Below are 15,907 nucleotides of genomic sequence, written 5' to 3' on the forward strand. Positions count from 1 at the left end.
TCCAAAATGAAAGATGGTATCCACCCAGAATACGCTGAAATGACAGCAACATGTTCTTGCGGCAACGTAATGAAAATCCGTTCTACTCTAGGTAAAGATATTAACCTAGACGTATGTTCTGCATGTCACCCATTCTACACTGGTAAGCAACGTAACGTTGATACCGGTGGTCGTGTTGACCGCTTCAAGAAACGTTTCGGTGCTTTGGGCGCTAAATAAGCTCAGTACTCAGAAACACTATGTTTCTTTAAAAAAAGCGCCTATCGGCGCTTTTTTTGTATCTGGAGTTGTAAGTGGGTTTTGTATTTTTTCGTATCTGCGTTTTGCATCCTCACTTCATTCTGTGTTCAACCCATACCGTGCTCGCCCCTTATAGAGCAGCTAGAGCAGCGAAGTGGAATGCTCGGCTAATGCAATGCTTTGTTGGTGAAATGCTCTTTTAGTGAAAAGCTCGGCGTTTTAAATGCCGTTCCCAGTTGCCGTTACTTTGTGCAGAGCATGCTTGCTCGCTGTCATAGCGAACTCCTTTAATGCGTACCTTCAATTCGGAGCATACGTTATCAAGTTCATGTTCGAATGCTTGGTTCCAGTTAGTCGAAAGTGCTTCACTTTTTTGCTTTTCGGTTTTAAACACCGCAATAATTTCTGGTCTGCGCCAGTGACCCTCATGCGTAAGCCATTCAAAGCCAACCGACTCAGATTTTGCCCACTCACACACCGCAGTTAACGCTTCAATCAGTTTCTTTTCAGACATGGTAAATTACGCTTTCTTTCTTCATGTTTACCATTATACCTATTCCGCCAATCAGCGCCTTAAGCTGCCGGTAAAATGACTTTTTTCAAACATAATCCGATTGTTATTTGTTACCAAGCCTGAAGTTATTCCTGCATTTATGCCTGAACTTATCCCTGTACCAGCACCCATAAAATAGAAATAATGTATTAATTCCTTAAGTGTCATTAATACTGTGAATGGCAAATATTCGACGATGTCACTGGTCATACGAGCAAGTCTGTCCTAGATTGACAGATATAAAGGGCAGATCAGATATGTACTCAAATGACCCTGTGATAGAGTCGAAGACATTCTACTGCTAGAACGCAGATTGCCCCTACGGTAACGAAGATTGCCTAACCCCTACATCGAAGGATATGTTTACTAATGTCAGATTTCAGACAACGTGCACTAGATTACCATGCCAAACCCACGCCAGGTAAAATCAGCGTAGAGCTTTCAAAGCCAGCCGATAGTGTGGATGATCTTGCTCTGGCTTACAGTCCAGGGGTCGCTGAGCCGGTACGAGAAATTGCTGAAGATCCTGATAATGCTTACAAATATACTGCAAAAGGCAACATGGTAGCGGTCATCAGTAATGGAACTGCTATTTTAGGTTTGGGTAATTTAGGGCCGTTAGCTTCTAAACCAGTTATGGAAGGTAAAGCACTGCTGTTTAAACGCTTTGCAGGGCTTGATGCTATCGATATTGAAGTAAAGCATCGTACAACAGAAGAATTTATTAATACCGTTGCTAATATTGCAGATACCTTTGGCGGTATTAACCTTGAAGATATTAAAGCCCCTGAATGCTTTGAAATAGAACAAGAATTGATTAAGCGCTGCAGTATTCCCGTATTCCATGACGACCAACATGGTACTGCTATTGTTACCGCCGCAGGCATGTTGAACGCCATTGAAATTCAGGGTAAAAATATTGAGAGCGCTAAAATAGTCTGTATGGGTGCAGGTGCGGCAGCCGTTGCCTGTATGGAATTACTGATTAAATGTGGTGCGCAGCGTGAACGCATTTACATGCTAGACAGAAAAGGGGTTATTCACACTCGCCGTGAAGACCTTACCGAGCACAAGCGCTTGTTCGCTAATAACACTGATAAACGTACCTTAGAAGATGTAATGGAAGGCGCGGATATTTTTGTAGGTGTATCTGGGCCTGATGTATTACCACCAGAAACGCTAGCGTTAATGAGCCCCAACCCAATTGTTTTTGCATGCTCTAATCCCGACCCTGAAATTAAGCCTGAATTGGCCCACGAGGTTCGAAGTGATTTGATTATGGCGACAGGGCGTTCTGATTATCCTAATCAGGTAAACAATGTTCTGTGCTTTCCGTTCATTTTCCGTGGTGCATTAGATGTTCGCGCAACGGCCATTAACGACGAGATGAAAGTGGCTGCAGTAGAAGCACTTCGCGCTATTACAAAAGAGCCTGTGCCAGAATCGGTATTAGCGGCCAGCAATAGCAAAAGCCTCACCTTTGGCAAAGAATACATTATCCCTAAGCCAATGGACCCTCGCCTTTGTGAACGCATTGCTACTGCCGTGTCTAAAGCGGCGATTGAATCTGGCGTTGCAAGACTTCCAGAAATACCTAGCCGCGCAGAGTAAAGGCAATATAAACGAAGAATGTAGCGCGCAGCTTAATCTTCAAATTATTATAAAAAACGGCAATTTTCATTGCCGTTTTTTTTAATCTTCTTGTTCGTTCTCAATAGAAACGTCTATACCCATATCTTCCATTATGCGCCTTGCTTCTGCTGGTACACGATTAGGGTTATCTTTTCTTAAATCTTCATCATCCGGTAACGGCTGACCAGTGAAGGCATGAAGGAATGCTTCACATAACAACTCTGAATTCGTCGCATGACGTAAATTATTTATTTGCCGACGTGTACGTTCATCGGTTAATGCCTTTAGCACATTAATAGGAATAGAAACGGTGACTTTCTTTACCTGTTCACTCTTTTTACCGTGCTCTGCGTAGGGATGAATATACTTACCGTTCCACTCTGCCATAATGCTAACTCTGTCTGATCTTATTTATGTTATGAAGAGAAATTCTAAACAAGTTGACGAAAAGGTCAATTGAGCAGTGTAAACCTCTTGACGTCTAGACGTAAATTCTTTATTTTGGACGTCTAAACGTCTATAAAAGAGCAATTTTATCATGGTTTCTTACGCACAAGGTGTCGATGCACTGAATCAGTCCCTCTCGGAACTGCGTGACATTGATGTGTCATTTGAGTTTTTTCCGCCTAAATCAGAGAAAATGGAACAAACCTTGTGGAAGTCCGTTGAACGTTTGGCGCCCTTAAAGCCAAGTTACATGTCGGTTACTTATGGTGCTAACAGTGGTGAGCGCGACCGTACTCATGATGTGGTAAAGCGTATTCAACAGCAAACAGGGGTTGCAGCTGTACCTCACCTTACATGTGTTGATGCAAGCCGTGATGAGCTTAAACAAATTGCTCAAGACTACTGGGATTCTGGTATTCGTCGTATTGTTGCCTTGCGTGGTGATCTACCGCCTGGTGTGAAAGATACCGAGATGTATGCTTCAGATTTAGTAGCATTACTAAAGGATGTAGCCGATTTCGATATATCAGTGGCCGCTTATCCTGAAAAACATCCAGAAGCGCCTAATGCCCAATTCGACTTATTGAACCTTAAGCGCAAAGCAGAAGCCGGTGCGAGCGAAGCGATTTCACAGTTCTTCTTCGACACCAGTGTATTTTTGCGTTTTCGTGACCGTGCGGCAGCAGCGGGGATCGACCTAGACCTAGTACCTGGCATACTACCAGTCACTAACTATCAAACCTTGGTAAAGTTTGCCGGTTTCACTAACGTGCACGTACCTGGGTTCTTACACAAAATGTTTGATGGCCTCGACGATGACGACCAAGCTACTCGAAACCTTATTGGTGCTAACATCGCCATGGATCAAGTTAAGGTACTCGCCAAAGAAGGCGTGAAGCATTTTCACTTTTACACCCTTAACCGTAGTGAATTGAGCTACGCTATTTGCCACATGCTAGGTGTTCGAGCAGGTTAATTTCGATTAAACCTTTGCTCCTATAGGGCAGACCAGTATACCATTTGCTTATTATTAGGTATTTGAACGACTCGTTTGCCTTACTGTCACTTTTCTCGGCTGTTTAAAAGCCAAGGTAGGTGGCGAATAGCCAAGGCGAGTAATTACTAGGAGTAAAGTGTGAATTGGGATCGGGTAAAAGCCATCTATCATAAGCTCGCACCACAAGTTGTCGATCTTTTCACTATCTTCATCAAGCGCTGCCGTGAAGACAATATTACCATTTCCGCAGGCCACCTAGCCTACGTGACGCTACTTTCTCTTGTTCCTTTTATCATGGTGACATTCACCATCATGTCAGCGTTTCCTGCATTTGCTTCAGTGCGAGGCAAATTAGAATACTTTATCTTTAATAACTTTGTGCCTACCGCCAGCGATACGGTTCATGAGTATATGTCTGACTTTGTTGGCAATGCGTCTGAAATGGGCGCAATTGGTATTCTATCGCTACTGGTAGTGGCACTGATGTTGATATCCAACGTTGATAAAACCCTTAACCGTATTTGGCGTACCCAAAGCGATCGCCCTATTGTGTATACCTTTGCCATTTATTGGATGGTGATTACCTTAGGGCCTATGCTTATTGGCTCAAGCGTTATTATTAGTTCTTATTTAGCAGGGCTTGCTGCTTTTGCGGAAGAATATACGCCAGGGTTAGGCACGTTTTTACTTACTCTTGTACCTAGCTTCGCAGCCATGCTGGCTTTTTTCATATTGTACATGATAGTACCCAACCGACGAGTTTTTGCGCGACATGCTATTTCAGGGGCAGTACTCGCTACGGTAGCGTTTGAATTAACCAAGTCAGGGTTTGCACTGTATATTACTAACTTCCCTTCTTACGAGCTGATATACGGTGCGCTAGCCGTGGTGCCTATCTTGTTTTTGTGGGTCTATATTTCATGGATACTAGTGCTATTAGGCGCTGAGTTTACGTGTAGCTTGGGCCAAGCGTTTGAAAACCGAAAAGCGGAAGACGAGCCAAGGCAAATTCCAGAGGAATAAAAAAAAGGTGTTGTAGGAAACTACAACACCTTTTTAGTATGGTAACGGCTTGTTACTGGTAGTAACAAGCCAGTGACGCTTCAGTCAGACACTCATTAGTTAGACATAGCGGCAATAAACGCATCAGATTCAGCAATCGCTGAATTCATTTGTTCGATAAGTTGGTCAACATCGTTTTGAATCGTTGAGAGCTCACCTTGCAACGCACCAATCGCGCTAGCGTTCAAATTATGCTTTAAGTATAAAACATTGTCTTGAAACGCACTTAATACCGGTGCCATTCTGCTTTCTGCTTTACGCATGGTTTTAATAAGCGCGCTGTATCTGCGCTCTGTATCACGCAACTTCTCAGTGCTTTCGCGTTTTAACGACGCATTTTGATACTTTTCTAGCTCATCTTCCCATTCGTCAAAAAGTGCTTCTGCAACACTTTCAACTTTATCGATACGATCAGTTACATCATTGGCAGCAGAAAGGCTGTTTTCATACTCGCTGTTAAGCTTGTTATAAACATCTTCTAACTCGCCACCTTCAAAGGCAACCACGGCACTAAAAGCTTCCAGCGCAGAACTAAACTCTTCCTGTGCGTCTTCTTGCGACTCTTTTGCGTTTTCAACACGGTCCACAAGGATATCCCGTTTCTCAACGCCTACTTTCTCCCACGCCGCGTAATACGCAGATTGGCAGCCAGTTAGTACCAACATAGCAATAATAGCGGTTGCTATTAGCCTCATAACATCTCTCTCCCTCGATAGCGGGCCGCGCTAATAATACAAATAATGTGCAAAATAACGCCAAGCGGCCAAAATACAATTGCTAATACTACGGTTGCGGCAAGCGCATAGCTCACTCCAACCACAATAAAATAAAAAAGTGCGCCAAGTATTCGCCCTTGTACTAAATGCCCTAACCCTGGAATAAAAAAGTTACAAATTGCAGCAATCACATTGCCGCCAGATCCTTGCCCTGACATATAAACTTCCTCGCAATTGTTATCAGAATATGATTATGTAGTATTTCATAAGAATAAACTAAACTAAAACAGGCACCCGCACAACGCGCGGAAATAAAATGAAACGACTTTACCCAGATGTTACCTGCTATCAGAATGGATTTATCGAGGTGGGATGTGGGCACTCTCTATATTACGAGCAGAGCGGCAACCCTGAAGGTATTCCAGTACTCTTTATTCATGGTGGTCCAGGTGCTGGTTTACCGCCAAATTATAAATGTTTCTTCGACAGTAACCGATACCGTATTATCGGTTTCGAGCAAAGGGGATGTGGTCGTTCAACGCCATTAGCCAGCATCAAAAACAACGATACATGGCTAAATGTAGAAGATATTGAAATATTAAGGCGCCAGCTCAACGTATCGAGTTGGTTAGTTTTTGGGGGCTCATGGGGTTCAACCTTAGCGCTTCTTTATGCTTTTAGGTATGCTGATCATGTCAGCGGCCTTATTCTTCGCGGCGTATTTTTAGCACGCCAACAAGACCGAGACTGGTTTTTGTCGCCACAAGGGGGTGCCGCTCAGCTTTTTCCAGAATATTATCGCCAGTTCGTTAAAGGGATAGACGGTTCGCTAAGTACCGCTGCTATTTGTACGCATTATCTCAATACATTGAAAGCTGATAACGAGGTACAACGCCATGCGGCGTTAAAGCGCTGGTATCAATGGGAGGAGCGACTTTCTCGTGTATCCTTACCTCCAGGCACGGGCGATTCCACCAGTCAATATCCCCTATCGCTTGTCACCAGCTTAGCCACTCTCGAATGCCATTTCTTAACGAATAAATGCTTTATTGATGAAGACTATATTCTTGATAATATAGACAAAATACGCGATATTCCTGGCACTATTATTCATGGTCGCTATGACATGATATGTAAAACTGAAGCGGCGGAATCATTACATAAGTCGTGGCCAGGAAGCCAACTTCAAATCATTCCTGATGCTGGCCATAGCACGTCTGAGCCAGGCATTGCTTATGCGTTGTGCCGCGCCACCAGAGATATGGCAAGATTTTTAAAGGAGCAAAAGTAATGATTGGGTTGGTTCAGCGAGTATCTGAAGCTAGCGTGTCAGTGAACAATGAAATCATCGGTGAAATTGAGCAAGGTATGCTAGTGCTACTTGGCGTTGAAAAAGACGATGGCCCGGAAGAAATTGAAAAGCTTGCTAATAAGCTATGCCGCTACCGTATTTTTTCCGACAGTGAGGGAAAAATGAATTTAAACGTTGAGCAAATTGGTGGCAAAATTCTTGTCGTATCGCAATTTACGCTAGTTGCCGACACACAAAAAGGCAATCGCCCAGGTTTTTCTAGGGGGGCGACACCTGAACATGGCAACGCTATTTACCTGCAATTTATAGAATCCCTTAAACAAAAGGGCATTCCCGTGGAAACTGGGCAATTTGGTGCTGAAATGAAAGTTGCCTTAGTGAATGACGGACCCGCCACCTTCCAGTTTCAGGTATAATGAACATACCAGAATTAATCTTGTGCGGTTTACATGCGTAAGGTTAAATAGATTTTCACTCTTTCATACAAGGCCTCTCTATTGTGTATAAGGTTGTAACTCCTAAAAGCGATACTGAATTCGAAGCCTATTTTCATTTTCGCTGGGCTCACCTTCGCCAGCCATGGAACTTTCCTCCTGGTTCAGAGAAAGATGAATATGAACAAGTGGCAGAGCACCGCACCATAGTGAACGGTAAAGGCGACATTGTTGCCTGTGGCCGTGTGCATTTAAATACCGCTGAAGAAGCACAAATTCGTCATATCGCCGTACACCCTGATCATCTGCGTAAGGGGCTTGGACAGATGATAATGGACGCCTTAGAGAACGTGGCGAAAGAATTGGGTGCTATACGCGCGGTGACAAACAGCCGAGAAGTTTCTATCGACTTTTTCAGCGCATGTGGGTTTGTGGTTGAACGTGAAGCGCCTAACGAATTAGGCATGCTAAGACGCCAGCAGATGGTGAAAAAGCTAACTGAAAATAACACCTTGGTGCTGCACCCCAAGTGGTGTAAATCATTACAGCAAACCTGGACTGATACCATTCCCATTACAGAACATATGGGCATTAAACTATATCAATACACAGGCAGGACATTAGAAACCCGCGCGTCACTTAATAAGAATATTAATGTTCACGGCACTATGTTTGCCGGCAGTATTTTTTCGTTAGCCACGTTAACTGGCTGGGGAATGATTTACTTACAACTGAAAGAGCGTGGGCTAACAGGCGATATTGTATTGGGTGACGGCGATATTCACTATCATAAGCCCATTACTATGAAACCTCGTGCAATCTGTAATATAGAAACCTTATCGGGCAAATTTAAGCCTTTGGAAAAAGGTGAAAAAGCGCGGTTTGCTTTGAACGTAGATATCTTAGATGGCGATAATGCCGTGGCAGAGTTTGAAGGGGTGTTTTGGGTGCTTCCAGAGCAAACTGAAGCATAACGGGCGAAGGTGTATTATTAACCGCTTCTTACTTTTATAAATAACACATACAAAAAAAGCGCCAGTAGGCGCTTTTTTTAATTATGTTTATTTAGGTTGCTCTCGTTTAGCTGCTTTCAGCTAAGCGACCATGGCAGCCTGTAGTTTTTTCATCGCGTTCTTTTCAATTTGACGAACACGCTCAGCAGATACTTCGTACTTATCAGCAAGATCTTGAAGTGTAATTTTACTGTCAGCTAACCAACGAGTCTCGATAATATCTTGGCTTCTGTCATCTAACGTTTTAATGGCTGAATACAAACGCTTGCTCGCATTAGTGTCCCAGTCGTTGTTAATAACGTCCATTTCAACATCAGTTGATTTATCTTCAAGAAATTGAACAGGCGCAAAATTGCCCGTTTCGTCTTCGTCAGCAGAAAGATCGAATGCTTGATCTTGACTGCTCATTCGCGCTTCCATTTGAAGCACTTCTTTCGTACTCACACCCAGCTCGCTCGCTACCGTTTGCACCTCTTCGTGGGTAAACCAACCAAGACGCTTTTTCGCTTTACGCAAATTGAAGAACAATTTACGTTGCGCTTTCGTGGTAGCAACTTTAACAATGCGCCAGTTTTTAAGTACGAATTCATGAATTTCAGCTTTGATCCAATGCACGGCAAAAGAAACCAAACGAACGCCCACTGTTGGGTCGAAACGCTTAACCGCCTTCATTAAACCAATATTACCTTCTTGAATAAGGTCGGCTTGTGGCAAACCATATCCTGAATAAGATTTTGCTATATGCACAACAAAGCGTAGATGAGACATAACCAGCTTACGTGCTGCTTCTAAATCTTCATCTTCACGAAGACGCACCGCTAATGCGCGCTCTTCTTCTGCAGTTAGCATATCAATACGACTTACAGCTTGTACGTAGCCTTCAATGCTACCGCTGTGAGGAACTGATAGTGCTAGGGATTGCAATTTATTGCTCATTATTCACCTCATTCTTTGCAACTTGATATTAGCAAAGTAACATCAGCCGCGCGAGACTTAATTGCGATGAGAAACTAAACCAGTTATTGGTATGTAGTACCCATCTTCTAAAGATCAAGACCACAAATGCAAAAAACAGTTCAATTAGTGTCTATCTCTTTCCAAATCATTCATACATTGTAAAACGTATTTATAATTACGCTACAAGGCATGATAAATATCACCGAAAGCTCCAAAGAAAAATAAGTACTAGCCCGCAGGGAGCAACTTATCGAAGCAGATATTCACGATATATACCTATTATACATTCAAAATGTATATAAAACATGCCGTTCATCTTTCAAAAAGTTATATCAAACTTAAATTAGGGCGTATTCTTGTTATACATCAACTGAGTATTTTACCCGCTCTTAAATACGCAGACTATTACAATTTTTCGATTGCTAGCATCGCTTTTTTACTTACAATGAGATATAAAATTTATGCCTTCAGAGCGCTCGGCACTATAATAAATAACAAAAATAAATAACAAAATTTTCATTTTCTTTTTAACGACTTCAATCGCGTTTTTACGCGGCGAGAGCAAAGAGGCACTCGATGTTCGCATACGTAGCAAGACAACCCATATTCGACGTAAACAGGAATGTTTACGCTTACGAATTACTTTTTCGGATAGGGGAAGATAATTGCTTTCCAGATATTCCGCCCGATGAGGCGACCTCTAAAATTCTAACGTCTACGCATTTAAGCTTGGGTATTGAAGAAATCACAGGTGATAAAAAAGCATTCATTAATTTCCATCGCGATACCTTGATGTACCGATTCCCTACCTCGTTAGATGCAAGCAAAGTGGTTATTGAGATTGTTGAAACCGTTGAAGTAGATGATGCGCTTATTGCTGCGTGCAAGCACATTCGTGGGTTAGGTTACCCCATTGCACTTGATGATTACGATATGGAAGAGAAGTGGGACGCTTTTGTTCCGTTTACCAGTATTGTTAAAATTGATATTACTGAGATTGCCCACGAAACCATTCCTTCATTAGTTAAGCGCTTCAAATCGCATAACATTGAACTTGTGGCGGAAAAAATTGAAACCTACGAAGAGTTTCATAAGTTCAAAGAAATGGGCTTCGACTATTTTCAAGGTTACTTCTTAGCGAAACCAGAAATTGTACGTCATCGCAAATTAGGCCCAAGTGCCCTTACCATGATGGAGCTGCTCACGTTAAGTAGCCAACCCAAACTAAATTTTGATGAAGTAAATCGCATTATTGAGCGCGATCCTTCCCTAACCTATTTGCTATTACGCTTCATTAATAACCCGCTTATTAATAAACGAAATAAAATAACTTCCCTTAGGCATGCGCTAAACTTTATGGGCGAAGTTGAGGTTAAAAAGTTTATCGCCTTACTTGCATTAGCTAACTTAAATGACGGCCAGCCTCAAGAATTGATGCAAATGGCCCTTGTGCGGGCAAAATTTTGTGAGCTTGTGTTTATCTCTTTCAAAGAAAGAGAAAATCCACTTACCGGCTTTTTAACCGGTCTTTTGTCTATGCTTGATGCCATGATGGAACAACACATCGACGAATTGGTAAGCAAGGTACCCATTAGCGATAATGTAAAAGATGCGCTTTGTGGTGAGCCTGGTGTGCTGAAAGACTGTCTTACGTTAGCTAAGTATTTTGAAAGAGCGAACTGGTCTGGTATTAAAAAGTTTTCCGGCAAGTACAACATTCAGCAAACTTTGCTTCACGGTTATTATAATGAAGCGATGAAATGGGCACACCACGTACATGTTTCAGCGCAGGTAGATAAATAACGCTGAGGAATATCCATCCATTAAAATAAGTTACAAAATGTAATGTGCAAATTAACGCGATTTCCGTAAATGCATGTTATGGTAGTGTAAATTGCAATAATATTCGTTGATAATTGTTCAACGTGACAGTAGGGAACTCGTATGTTCGCGTTTATCGCTCGCCAACCGATTTTGGATAAAACAAAGGATGTATTTGCTTACGAACTTTTGTTTCGAGATGGCAAGGCTGGCGCGTACCCCGAGCACTCTCCTGAAAAATCCCAATATATTTCTGAGCACTTTCATCCCCTAGGGCTAGATGATATTAGCGGTGAAAAAACCTCGTTTATCAACTTTTCATCTGAAACCATCATTTCTCGCTTCCCTACCACACTGAACCCAGAGTCGGTTGTGGTTGAATTGGCAGATAACCCTTTTGCTCAAACGGGCTTGTTAGAAGCTTGCCAACACATTAAACGCCTTGGGTTTCGTATTGCTATTGACGACCCTATGATGCTAAGCGCCAAGCATGAAATTCTGCCTCTTGTTGACATTGTAAAAGTAGATCTTTCGCAAATTCGTTTTGAAAATATAGAGAAGAATATTCCTCGATACCTTGATGCCAACGTGAAGCTAGTGGCTGAACAAGTTGATACGCAAGACCAATTCGCGACCAGCATGGATTTAGGGTTCGATTTTTTCCAAGGATATTTCTTTGCTCAGCCGGAAGCCCGCATACTTCGCCAATTGCCGGCTTCTAAAATGAACATCGTCGACCTTATCGGCGAGTGCTCAAACGATAATTTTGATATTGATAAGGTGAGCCAAATTGTTGAGCGTGATGCCGCATTAAGCTACCTGCTACTTAAATTTATCAATAACCCACTAATTAATAAGCGCCATAGAATAACCTCACTTAAACATGCCCTTAATTATATGGGTGAAGTGGAGGTGAAGAAGTTTATTGCGCTACTCAGCCTAACCAACTTAGGGGATGATAAGCCGTTAGAGATTATTCATATGTCTTTGGTTAGGGCCAAGTTTTTCGATTTATTGTCGGCAAAGCGTGGCTTAAAAGCGAACCCACCGGTAGGCTTTTTAGTTGGGTTATTTTCATTATTAGACGCGTTATTAGATCAGTCTATTGATGATGTACTTAAACAACTCCCGCTGTCAGAAGAATTAAATGACGCTATCTTAGGAAAGACGCCTGAATTCAACAGCTACATGAGCCTAGTACGCGCTTTTGAAGGTGCGCTGTGGATGAATGTGATTAAGCAGGCGAAAGTATTGGATATTGACCAAAAGCAGCTTCATATCCTTTATAACCAAGCTATTGTTTGGGGTAACGGTGTGAGAAGCGCCATTTCTACGCACTTCCCAAGTGCTCCCGTTCAAAGCTAGGCAGTGCAATAGCGCTTATTTTGGTTCAATTTGTCTCACATGACGTTGCACTGAAATAAGCGAGCCAAGCAACCCTAATGTAATAGATAATCCCAGCATCGTTAATAATGCGGTACCTGTCAGGCCAGTGATATTGAAGTCTTTTTGGTACATGGCAGCAAAGGTCTCAATACTGCTATCCATCCACCATAGAATGATGATAACGGCAAACCATGCCATCAGCCCACCTAGTAAGCCATACCAAAAACCGGTATATAAAAATGGACGGTGAATAAAAGCATCCGTTGCCCCTACCAGCTTCATCACTACTATTTCATCGTGCTTATTAAGAATGTTCAGTCGAATCGTGTTGCCAATAATCAGTACCACAGCGAAGAACAACAAAATGCCAATAAAGGTGACAAGGTCGCTGGCAATAGCAATAACGGCATACAAGCGCTCCAGCCATTCTATATCTAATTTACCTATATCAACTTCACGCTGCTGCTTTAGCTTATCAAGCAATGTTTTAGCCGCATTCGGCGTGGCATGCTTATCAATCGGTGTCACTAACACAACATCAGGCAAAGGGTTGCTTTGCAGGTACGCAATAGCATCGCCTAGCCCTGATAAATGCTGAAACTCTTTTAGCGCATCATCAGCAGGTATGAACACCACAGAATCAATTTCTTCCCATGTGTTTAACCTAGCGACCAATTGCTGTGAACTGGCGGCGGAAATATCAGGTTTCAGAAATAATGAAATTTCTGATGCTTGCTCCCACCCTGCGGTAATTTTCTCGGTATTTTTAACCATAATATAAAGGGTGCTGGGTAGAGTAATACTTAACCCCAAAACCCCAATGGTCATAAGCGATGCAGCAGGCTGACGCCATAGTTCACCTAAACTTGAAAGGGCTTGCCTTACATGGCTTACGAAGAACATCACGATAGATTGTACTAGCCCGACTTTCCTAGACGACGCCCCTTGGCTTCTACCTTTAAATAGAATACTCATTGCCAGTTCCCATTTAAGTCATCGGTTAAGCCGTCGGTAATCATTTGACCATCTTTCAACGTCAGTGTGCGATATTTCATTCGGGCGATTAGCCCTAAATCATGGGTAGCGATGAACACAGATACACCGGCTTGGTTAAAATCTTCAAACAAGCGAATAATTTCCATCGAAAGCTTCGGGTCGAGGTTTCCGGTAGGTTCATCGGCAAGAAGTAAGGGGGGCTTGTTCACTACAGCGCGGGCTATACCAACACGCTGCTGTTCGCCGCCCGATAACATAATAGGTAAGTTACGGCTTTTATCTCGCAGGCCGACCATTTCTAGTGCAGCATCGACACGCTTGCCAATTTCTTTGTGGGTATACCCCTCTATCACAAGAGGAAGCGCCACATTGTCGAAAACTGACTTATCCATCAACAATTGATGGCTTTGAAAGATCATGCCTATATCGCGACGAATGTAGGCAATATCTCTTCGGGTAATAGCATTTAGATCATGACCATTAATCAGTACACGACCGACGGTTGGGCGTTCCATAATACTGATAAGTTTAAGCAGCGTACTTTTTCCAGCACCAGAATGGCCAGTAAGAAAAGCCATTTCTCCAGGGGCGATGTGAAAGTCGACCTTACTCAGCGCCCGTTGTCCGCCGGGGTAGGTTTTGCTTACTTGCTCAAACTTTATCATGCATGTTTCCTACTACCCTATTCCCGTAATTAGCTATTAATGCTGTCTACTCGCCGCTGTCAATTTCACTAAATAGCGCATCAATAAATTCTTGGCCGTCGAACTGGCGTAAGTCATCAATACCTTCACCAACCCCTATATATCTGATAGGTATACCAAATTTATCAGCAATTGAGAAGATAACGCCACCTTTTGCGGTACCGTCTAGTTTGGTAAGGGTAATACCGGTTAACCCAACAGCCTGATTGAATAACTTCGCTTGGCTAATAGCATTTTGCCCTGTGCCCGCATCGAGAGTAAGCATAACTTCGTGAGGCGCGTTAGGGTTCAGTTTTTTCATCACACGAACCACTTTCTTGAGCTCTTCCATCAAGTTGTCTTTATTCTGCAAACGACCTGCGGTATCGGCGATAAGAATATCTGTTTTGCGCGATTTCGCGGCTTCTAGCGCATCGTAAAGTACTGACGCACTATCCGCTCCCGTATGCTGCGCGATAACTGGGATACTATTTCGCTCACCCCATACCTGCAATTGCTCTACAGCCGCAGCCCTAAAGGTATCACCCGCTGCAAGCATCACTTTTTTGCCTTGCTGCTGGAACTGTTTAGCTAATTTACCGATGGTGGTAGTTTTACCTACCCCATTCACGCCAACCATTAGAATAACGAATGGACCTTCATCGCTATTGTGGGCGTTAATGGCATCGCTCAGCGGTTCATTTACCTTTGAAAGCATGCCCGCCATTTGCTGTTTCAAGATATCCAGTAAGGCCTCAGCGTCTTTGAGATCTTTGCGGCTTGCGCTATCCGTTAGGTGGGTGATGATTTTTTGCGTGGTATCCATTCCCACATCAGCAACCAATAACTGGGTTTCTAAATCTTCGTATAATTCATCATCTATCGCCTTGCCTTTGAAAAGGCTAACTAGCCCGCTACCTAAATTTGCTTTAGTGCGAGACAAACTTTCTTTAAGGCGCGAAAAGAGTGATTTTTTCTCTTTCGGAGCTGGCGCTTCCTCAATAACAGGCTCGCTAACAACTTCAGTAACTTCTGCTTCTGCTTCTGCTTCTGCTTCTGCTTCTGCTTCTGCTTCTGAAACGCTAGCGGTTTGAATAGAAGATTCAACAACAGGTGCTTCGTTTTCTTGCTTTGATGCAAGCTCCTGAACTGGCTCTGGGATTGACTCCTCGGCATCTTCGTTGTGAGTGACTGACGCTGATAAGGTAGCTTCATCGGCGCTTTCAACTGCATCTACCGTTTCTGGTACCACACTTACCGGCGCAGTGTCTTCTTTCTCGACAGGGACTGTCACCGGCTTGTCTGCTACTGGTGCTGTACTTTCTACTGAATCGCTCTCAGATAGCCCTGTTGAAACGCTCTCGGTTTCCGATAATTCGCTCTGGGCTTCTGATACCTCGCTCTGGGCTTCTGATAGATCGCTCTTGGCTTCTGATAGATCGCTCTGGGCAGTTTCCGATAAGTCGCTTTTGGCAGTGTCATTTGCCACTGGCTCGACAGTGCTAGATGACTGCTCGGCGTCTGAAGTTTGTGATTCATCAGGTAAAACTGCGCTTTGATCAACTGACTTTTGATCTTGGTTTTCCTGTGCTTTTTGCTTATTTGCTTTTTTGTTCTTACCGAACCAGCCAAAAAGTTTCGACATTGTTAAGACAAAT

General features: G+C 43.0%; 17 protein-coding genes. 9 read left to right on the plus strand and 8 right to left on the minus strand.

Going from position 1 to position 15,907, the window contains the following annotated elements; genetic code table 11:
- Window positions 1-6 precede the first annotated feature (6 nt).
- Window positions 7-219 carry a 50S ribosomal protein L31 gene (rpmE, locus tag ALT761_RS18070; protein WP_013786275.1) on the plus strand — a complete coding sequence of 71 codons (213 nt, stop codon included), beginning with the start codon at window positions 7-9 and terminating at the stop codon, window positions 217-219.
- Window positions 220-439: 220 nt separating this feature from the next.
- On the opposite strand, the gene ALT761_RS18075 is transcribed toward rpmE, so the two are convergent.
- Window positions 440-754 (minus strand): hypothetical protein, encoded by a 315-nt coding sequence (locus ALT761_RS18075; RefSeq protein WP_129740230.1) that lies wholly within the window; start codon window positions 752-754, stop codon window positions 440-442.
- 408 nt (window positions 755-1,162) lie between these two features.
- Between ALT761_RS18075 and ALT761_RS18080 the strand changes: the two genes are divergently transcribed.
- Window positions 1,163-2,404, plus strand: coding sequence for a malic enzyme-like NAD(P)-binding protein (locus tag ALT761_RS18080; RefSeq protein WP_129740231.1), 1,242 nt, complete (start codon window positions 1,163-1,165; stop codon window positions 2,402-2,404).
- A gap of 81 nt (window positions 2,405-2,485) precedes the next feature.
- On the opposite strand, the gene metJ is transcribed toward ALT761_RS18080, so the two are convergent.
- On the minus strand, window positions 2,486-2,812 hold the full coding sequence (gene metJ, locus ALT761_RS18085; RefSeq protein WP_013786278.1) for a met regulon transcriptional regulator MetJ: 327 nt from the start codon (window positions 2,810-2,812) through the stop codon (window positions 2,486-2,488).
- A gap of 151 nt (window positions 2,813-2,963) precedes the next feature.
- Between metJ and metF the strand changes: the two genes are divergently transcribed.
- Together metF and ALT761_RS18095 are read left to right on the plus strand one after the other, a co-directional pair.
- A complete protein-coding gene (gene metF / locus ALT761_RS18090) occupies window positions 2,964-3,848 on the plus strand; it encodes a methylenetetrahydrofolate reductase (protein ID WP_129740232.1) in 885 nt (294 codons plus the stop codon).
- A gap of 159 nt (window positions 3,849-4,007) precedes the next feature.
- On the plus strand, window positions 4,008-4,892 hold the full coding sequence (locus tag ALT761_RS18095; RefSeq protein WP_129740233.1) for a virulence factor BrkB family protein: 885 nt from the start codon (window positions 4,008-4,010) through the stop codon (window positions 4,890-4,892).
- A 95-nt stretch (window positions 4,893-4,987) separates the two neighbouring features.
- Here the strand turns inward: ALT761_RS18095 and ALT761_RS18100 are convergent, their stop codons facing one another.
- Window positions 4,988-5,626: a DUF2959 domain-containing protein gene (locus ALT761_RS18100; protein ID WP_126871736.1), complete on the minus strand. Its 639-nt coding sequence runs from the start codon at window positions 5,624-5,626 to the stop codon at window positions 4,988-4,990.
- Window positions 5,623-5,865 carry a hypothetical protein gene (locus ALT761_RS18105; RefSeq protein ID WP_013786282.1) on the minus strand — a complete coding sequence of 81 codons (243 nt, stop codon included), beginning with the start codon at window positions 5,863-5,865 and terminating at the stop codon, window positions 5,623-5,625. Before ALT761_RS18105 ends, ALT761_RS18100 begins: the two co-directional genes overlap by 4 nt.
- Before the next feature lie 98 nt (window positions 5,866-5,963).
- Here ALT761_RS18105 and pip point away from each other — a divergent pair, with 98 nt between their 5' ends.
- From pip to ALT761_RS18120, 3 genes are all read left to right on the plus strand, one after another.
- Window positions 5,964-6,938 (plus strand): prolyl aminopeptidase, encoded by a 975-nt coding sequence (gene pip, locus ALT761_RS18110; protein WP_129740234.1) that lies wholly within the window; start codon window positions 5,964-5,966, stop codon window positions 6,936-6,938.
- Window positions 6,938-7,375: a D-aminoacyl-tRNA deacylase gene (dtd, locus tag ALT761_RS18115; RefSeq protein WP_129740235.1), complete on the plus strand. Its 438-nt coding sequence runs from the start codon at window positions 6,938-6,940 to the stop codon at window positions 7,373-7,375. Before pip ends, dtd begins: the two co-directional genes overlap by 1 nt.
- Window positions 7,376-7,458: 83 nt before the next feature.
- Window positions 7,459-8,367 carry a bifunctional GNAT family N-acetyltransferase/hotdog fold thioesterase gene (locus ALT761_RS18120; RefSeq protein ID WP_129740236.1) on the plus strand — a complete coding sequence of 303 codons (909 nt, stop codon included), beginning with the start codon at window positions 7,459-7,461 and terminating at the stop codon, window positions 8,365-8,367.
- A gap of 120 nt (window positions 8,368-8,487) precedes the next feature.
- Here ALT761_RS18120 and rpoH read toward each other — a convergent pair whose 3' ends face one another.
- On the minus strand, window positions 8,488-9,342 hold the full coding sequence (rpoH, locus tag ALT761_RS18125; RefSeq protein WP_013786286.1) for an RNA polymerase sigma factor RpoH: 855 nt from the start codon (window positions 9,340-9,342) through the stop codon (window positions 8,488-8,490).
- Between the two features lie 597 nt (window positions 9,343-9,939).
- Here rpoH and ALT761_RS18130 point away from each other — a divergent pair.
- Both ALT761_RS18130 and ALT761_RS18135 read left to right on the plus strand, forming a co-directional pair.
- Window positions 9,940-11,166: an EAL and HDOD domain-containing protein gene (locus tag ALT761_RS18130; protein ID WP_129740237.1), complete on the plus strand. Its 1,227-nt coding sequence runs from the start codon at window positions 9,940-9,942 to the stop codon at window positions 11,164-11,166.
- 141 nt (window positions 11,167-11,307) lie between these two features.
- The gene (locus tag ALT761_RS18135; RefSeq protein ID WP_129740238.1) at window positions 11,308-12,549 is read left to right on the plus strand and encodes an EAL and HDOD domain-containing protein; all 1,242 of its coding nucleotides are present in this window, start codon (window positions 11,308-11,310) and stop codon (window positions 12,547-12,549) included.
- 15 nt (window positions 12,550-12,564) lie between these two features.
- On the opposite strand, the gene ftsX is transcribed toward ALT761_RS18135, so the two are convergent.
- The 3 genes from ftsX to ftsY are packed head-to-tail and all read right to left on the minus strand — an operon-like array spanning window position 12,565 to window position 15,894.
- Entirely contained in the window at window positions 12,565-13,545 is a 981-nt protein-coding gene (gene ftsX / locus ALT761_RS18140; protein ID WP_129740239.1) for a permease-like cell division protein FtsX, read from the minus strand.
- Window positions 13,542-14,231: a cell division ATP-binding protein FtsE gene (gene ftsE / locus ALT761_RS18145; protein WP_129740240.1), complete on the minus strand. Its 690-nt coding sequence runs from the start codon at window positions 14,229-14,231 to the stop codon at window positions 13,542-13,544. The genes ftsX and ftsE overlap by 4 nt, the downstream gene beginning before the upstream one ends.
- A 46-nt stretch (window positions 14,232-14,277) precedes the next feature.
- Window positions 14,278-15,894: a signal recognition particle-docking protein FtsY gene (gene ftsY / locus ALT761_RS18150; RefSeq protein ID WP_129740241.1), complete on the minus strand. Its 1,617-nt coding sequence runs from the start codon at window positions 15,892-15,894 to the stop codon at window positions 14,278-14,280.
- Window positions 15,895-15,907 lie beyond the last annotated feature (13 nt).

The organism is Alteromonas sp. 76-1 (assembly GCF_900654235.1).
GTDB classification, from domain to species: domain Bacteria; phylum Pseudomonadota; class Gammaproteobacteria; order Enterobacterales; family Alteromonadaceae; genus Alteromonas; species Alteromonas naphthalenivorans.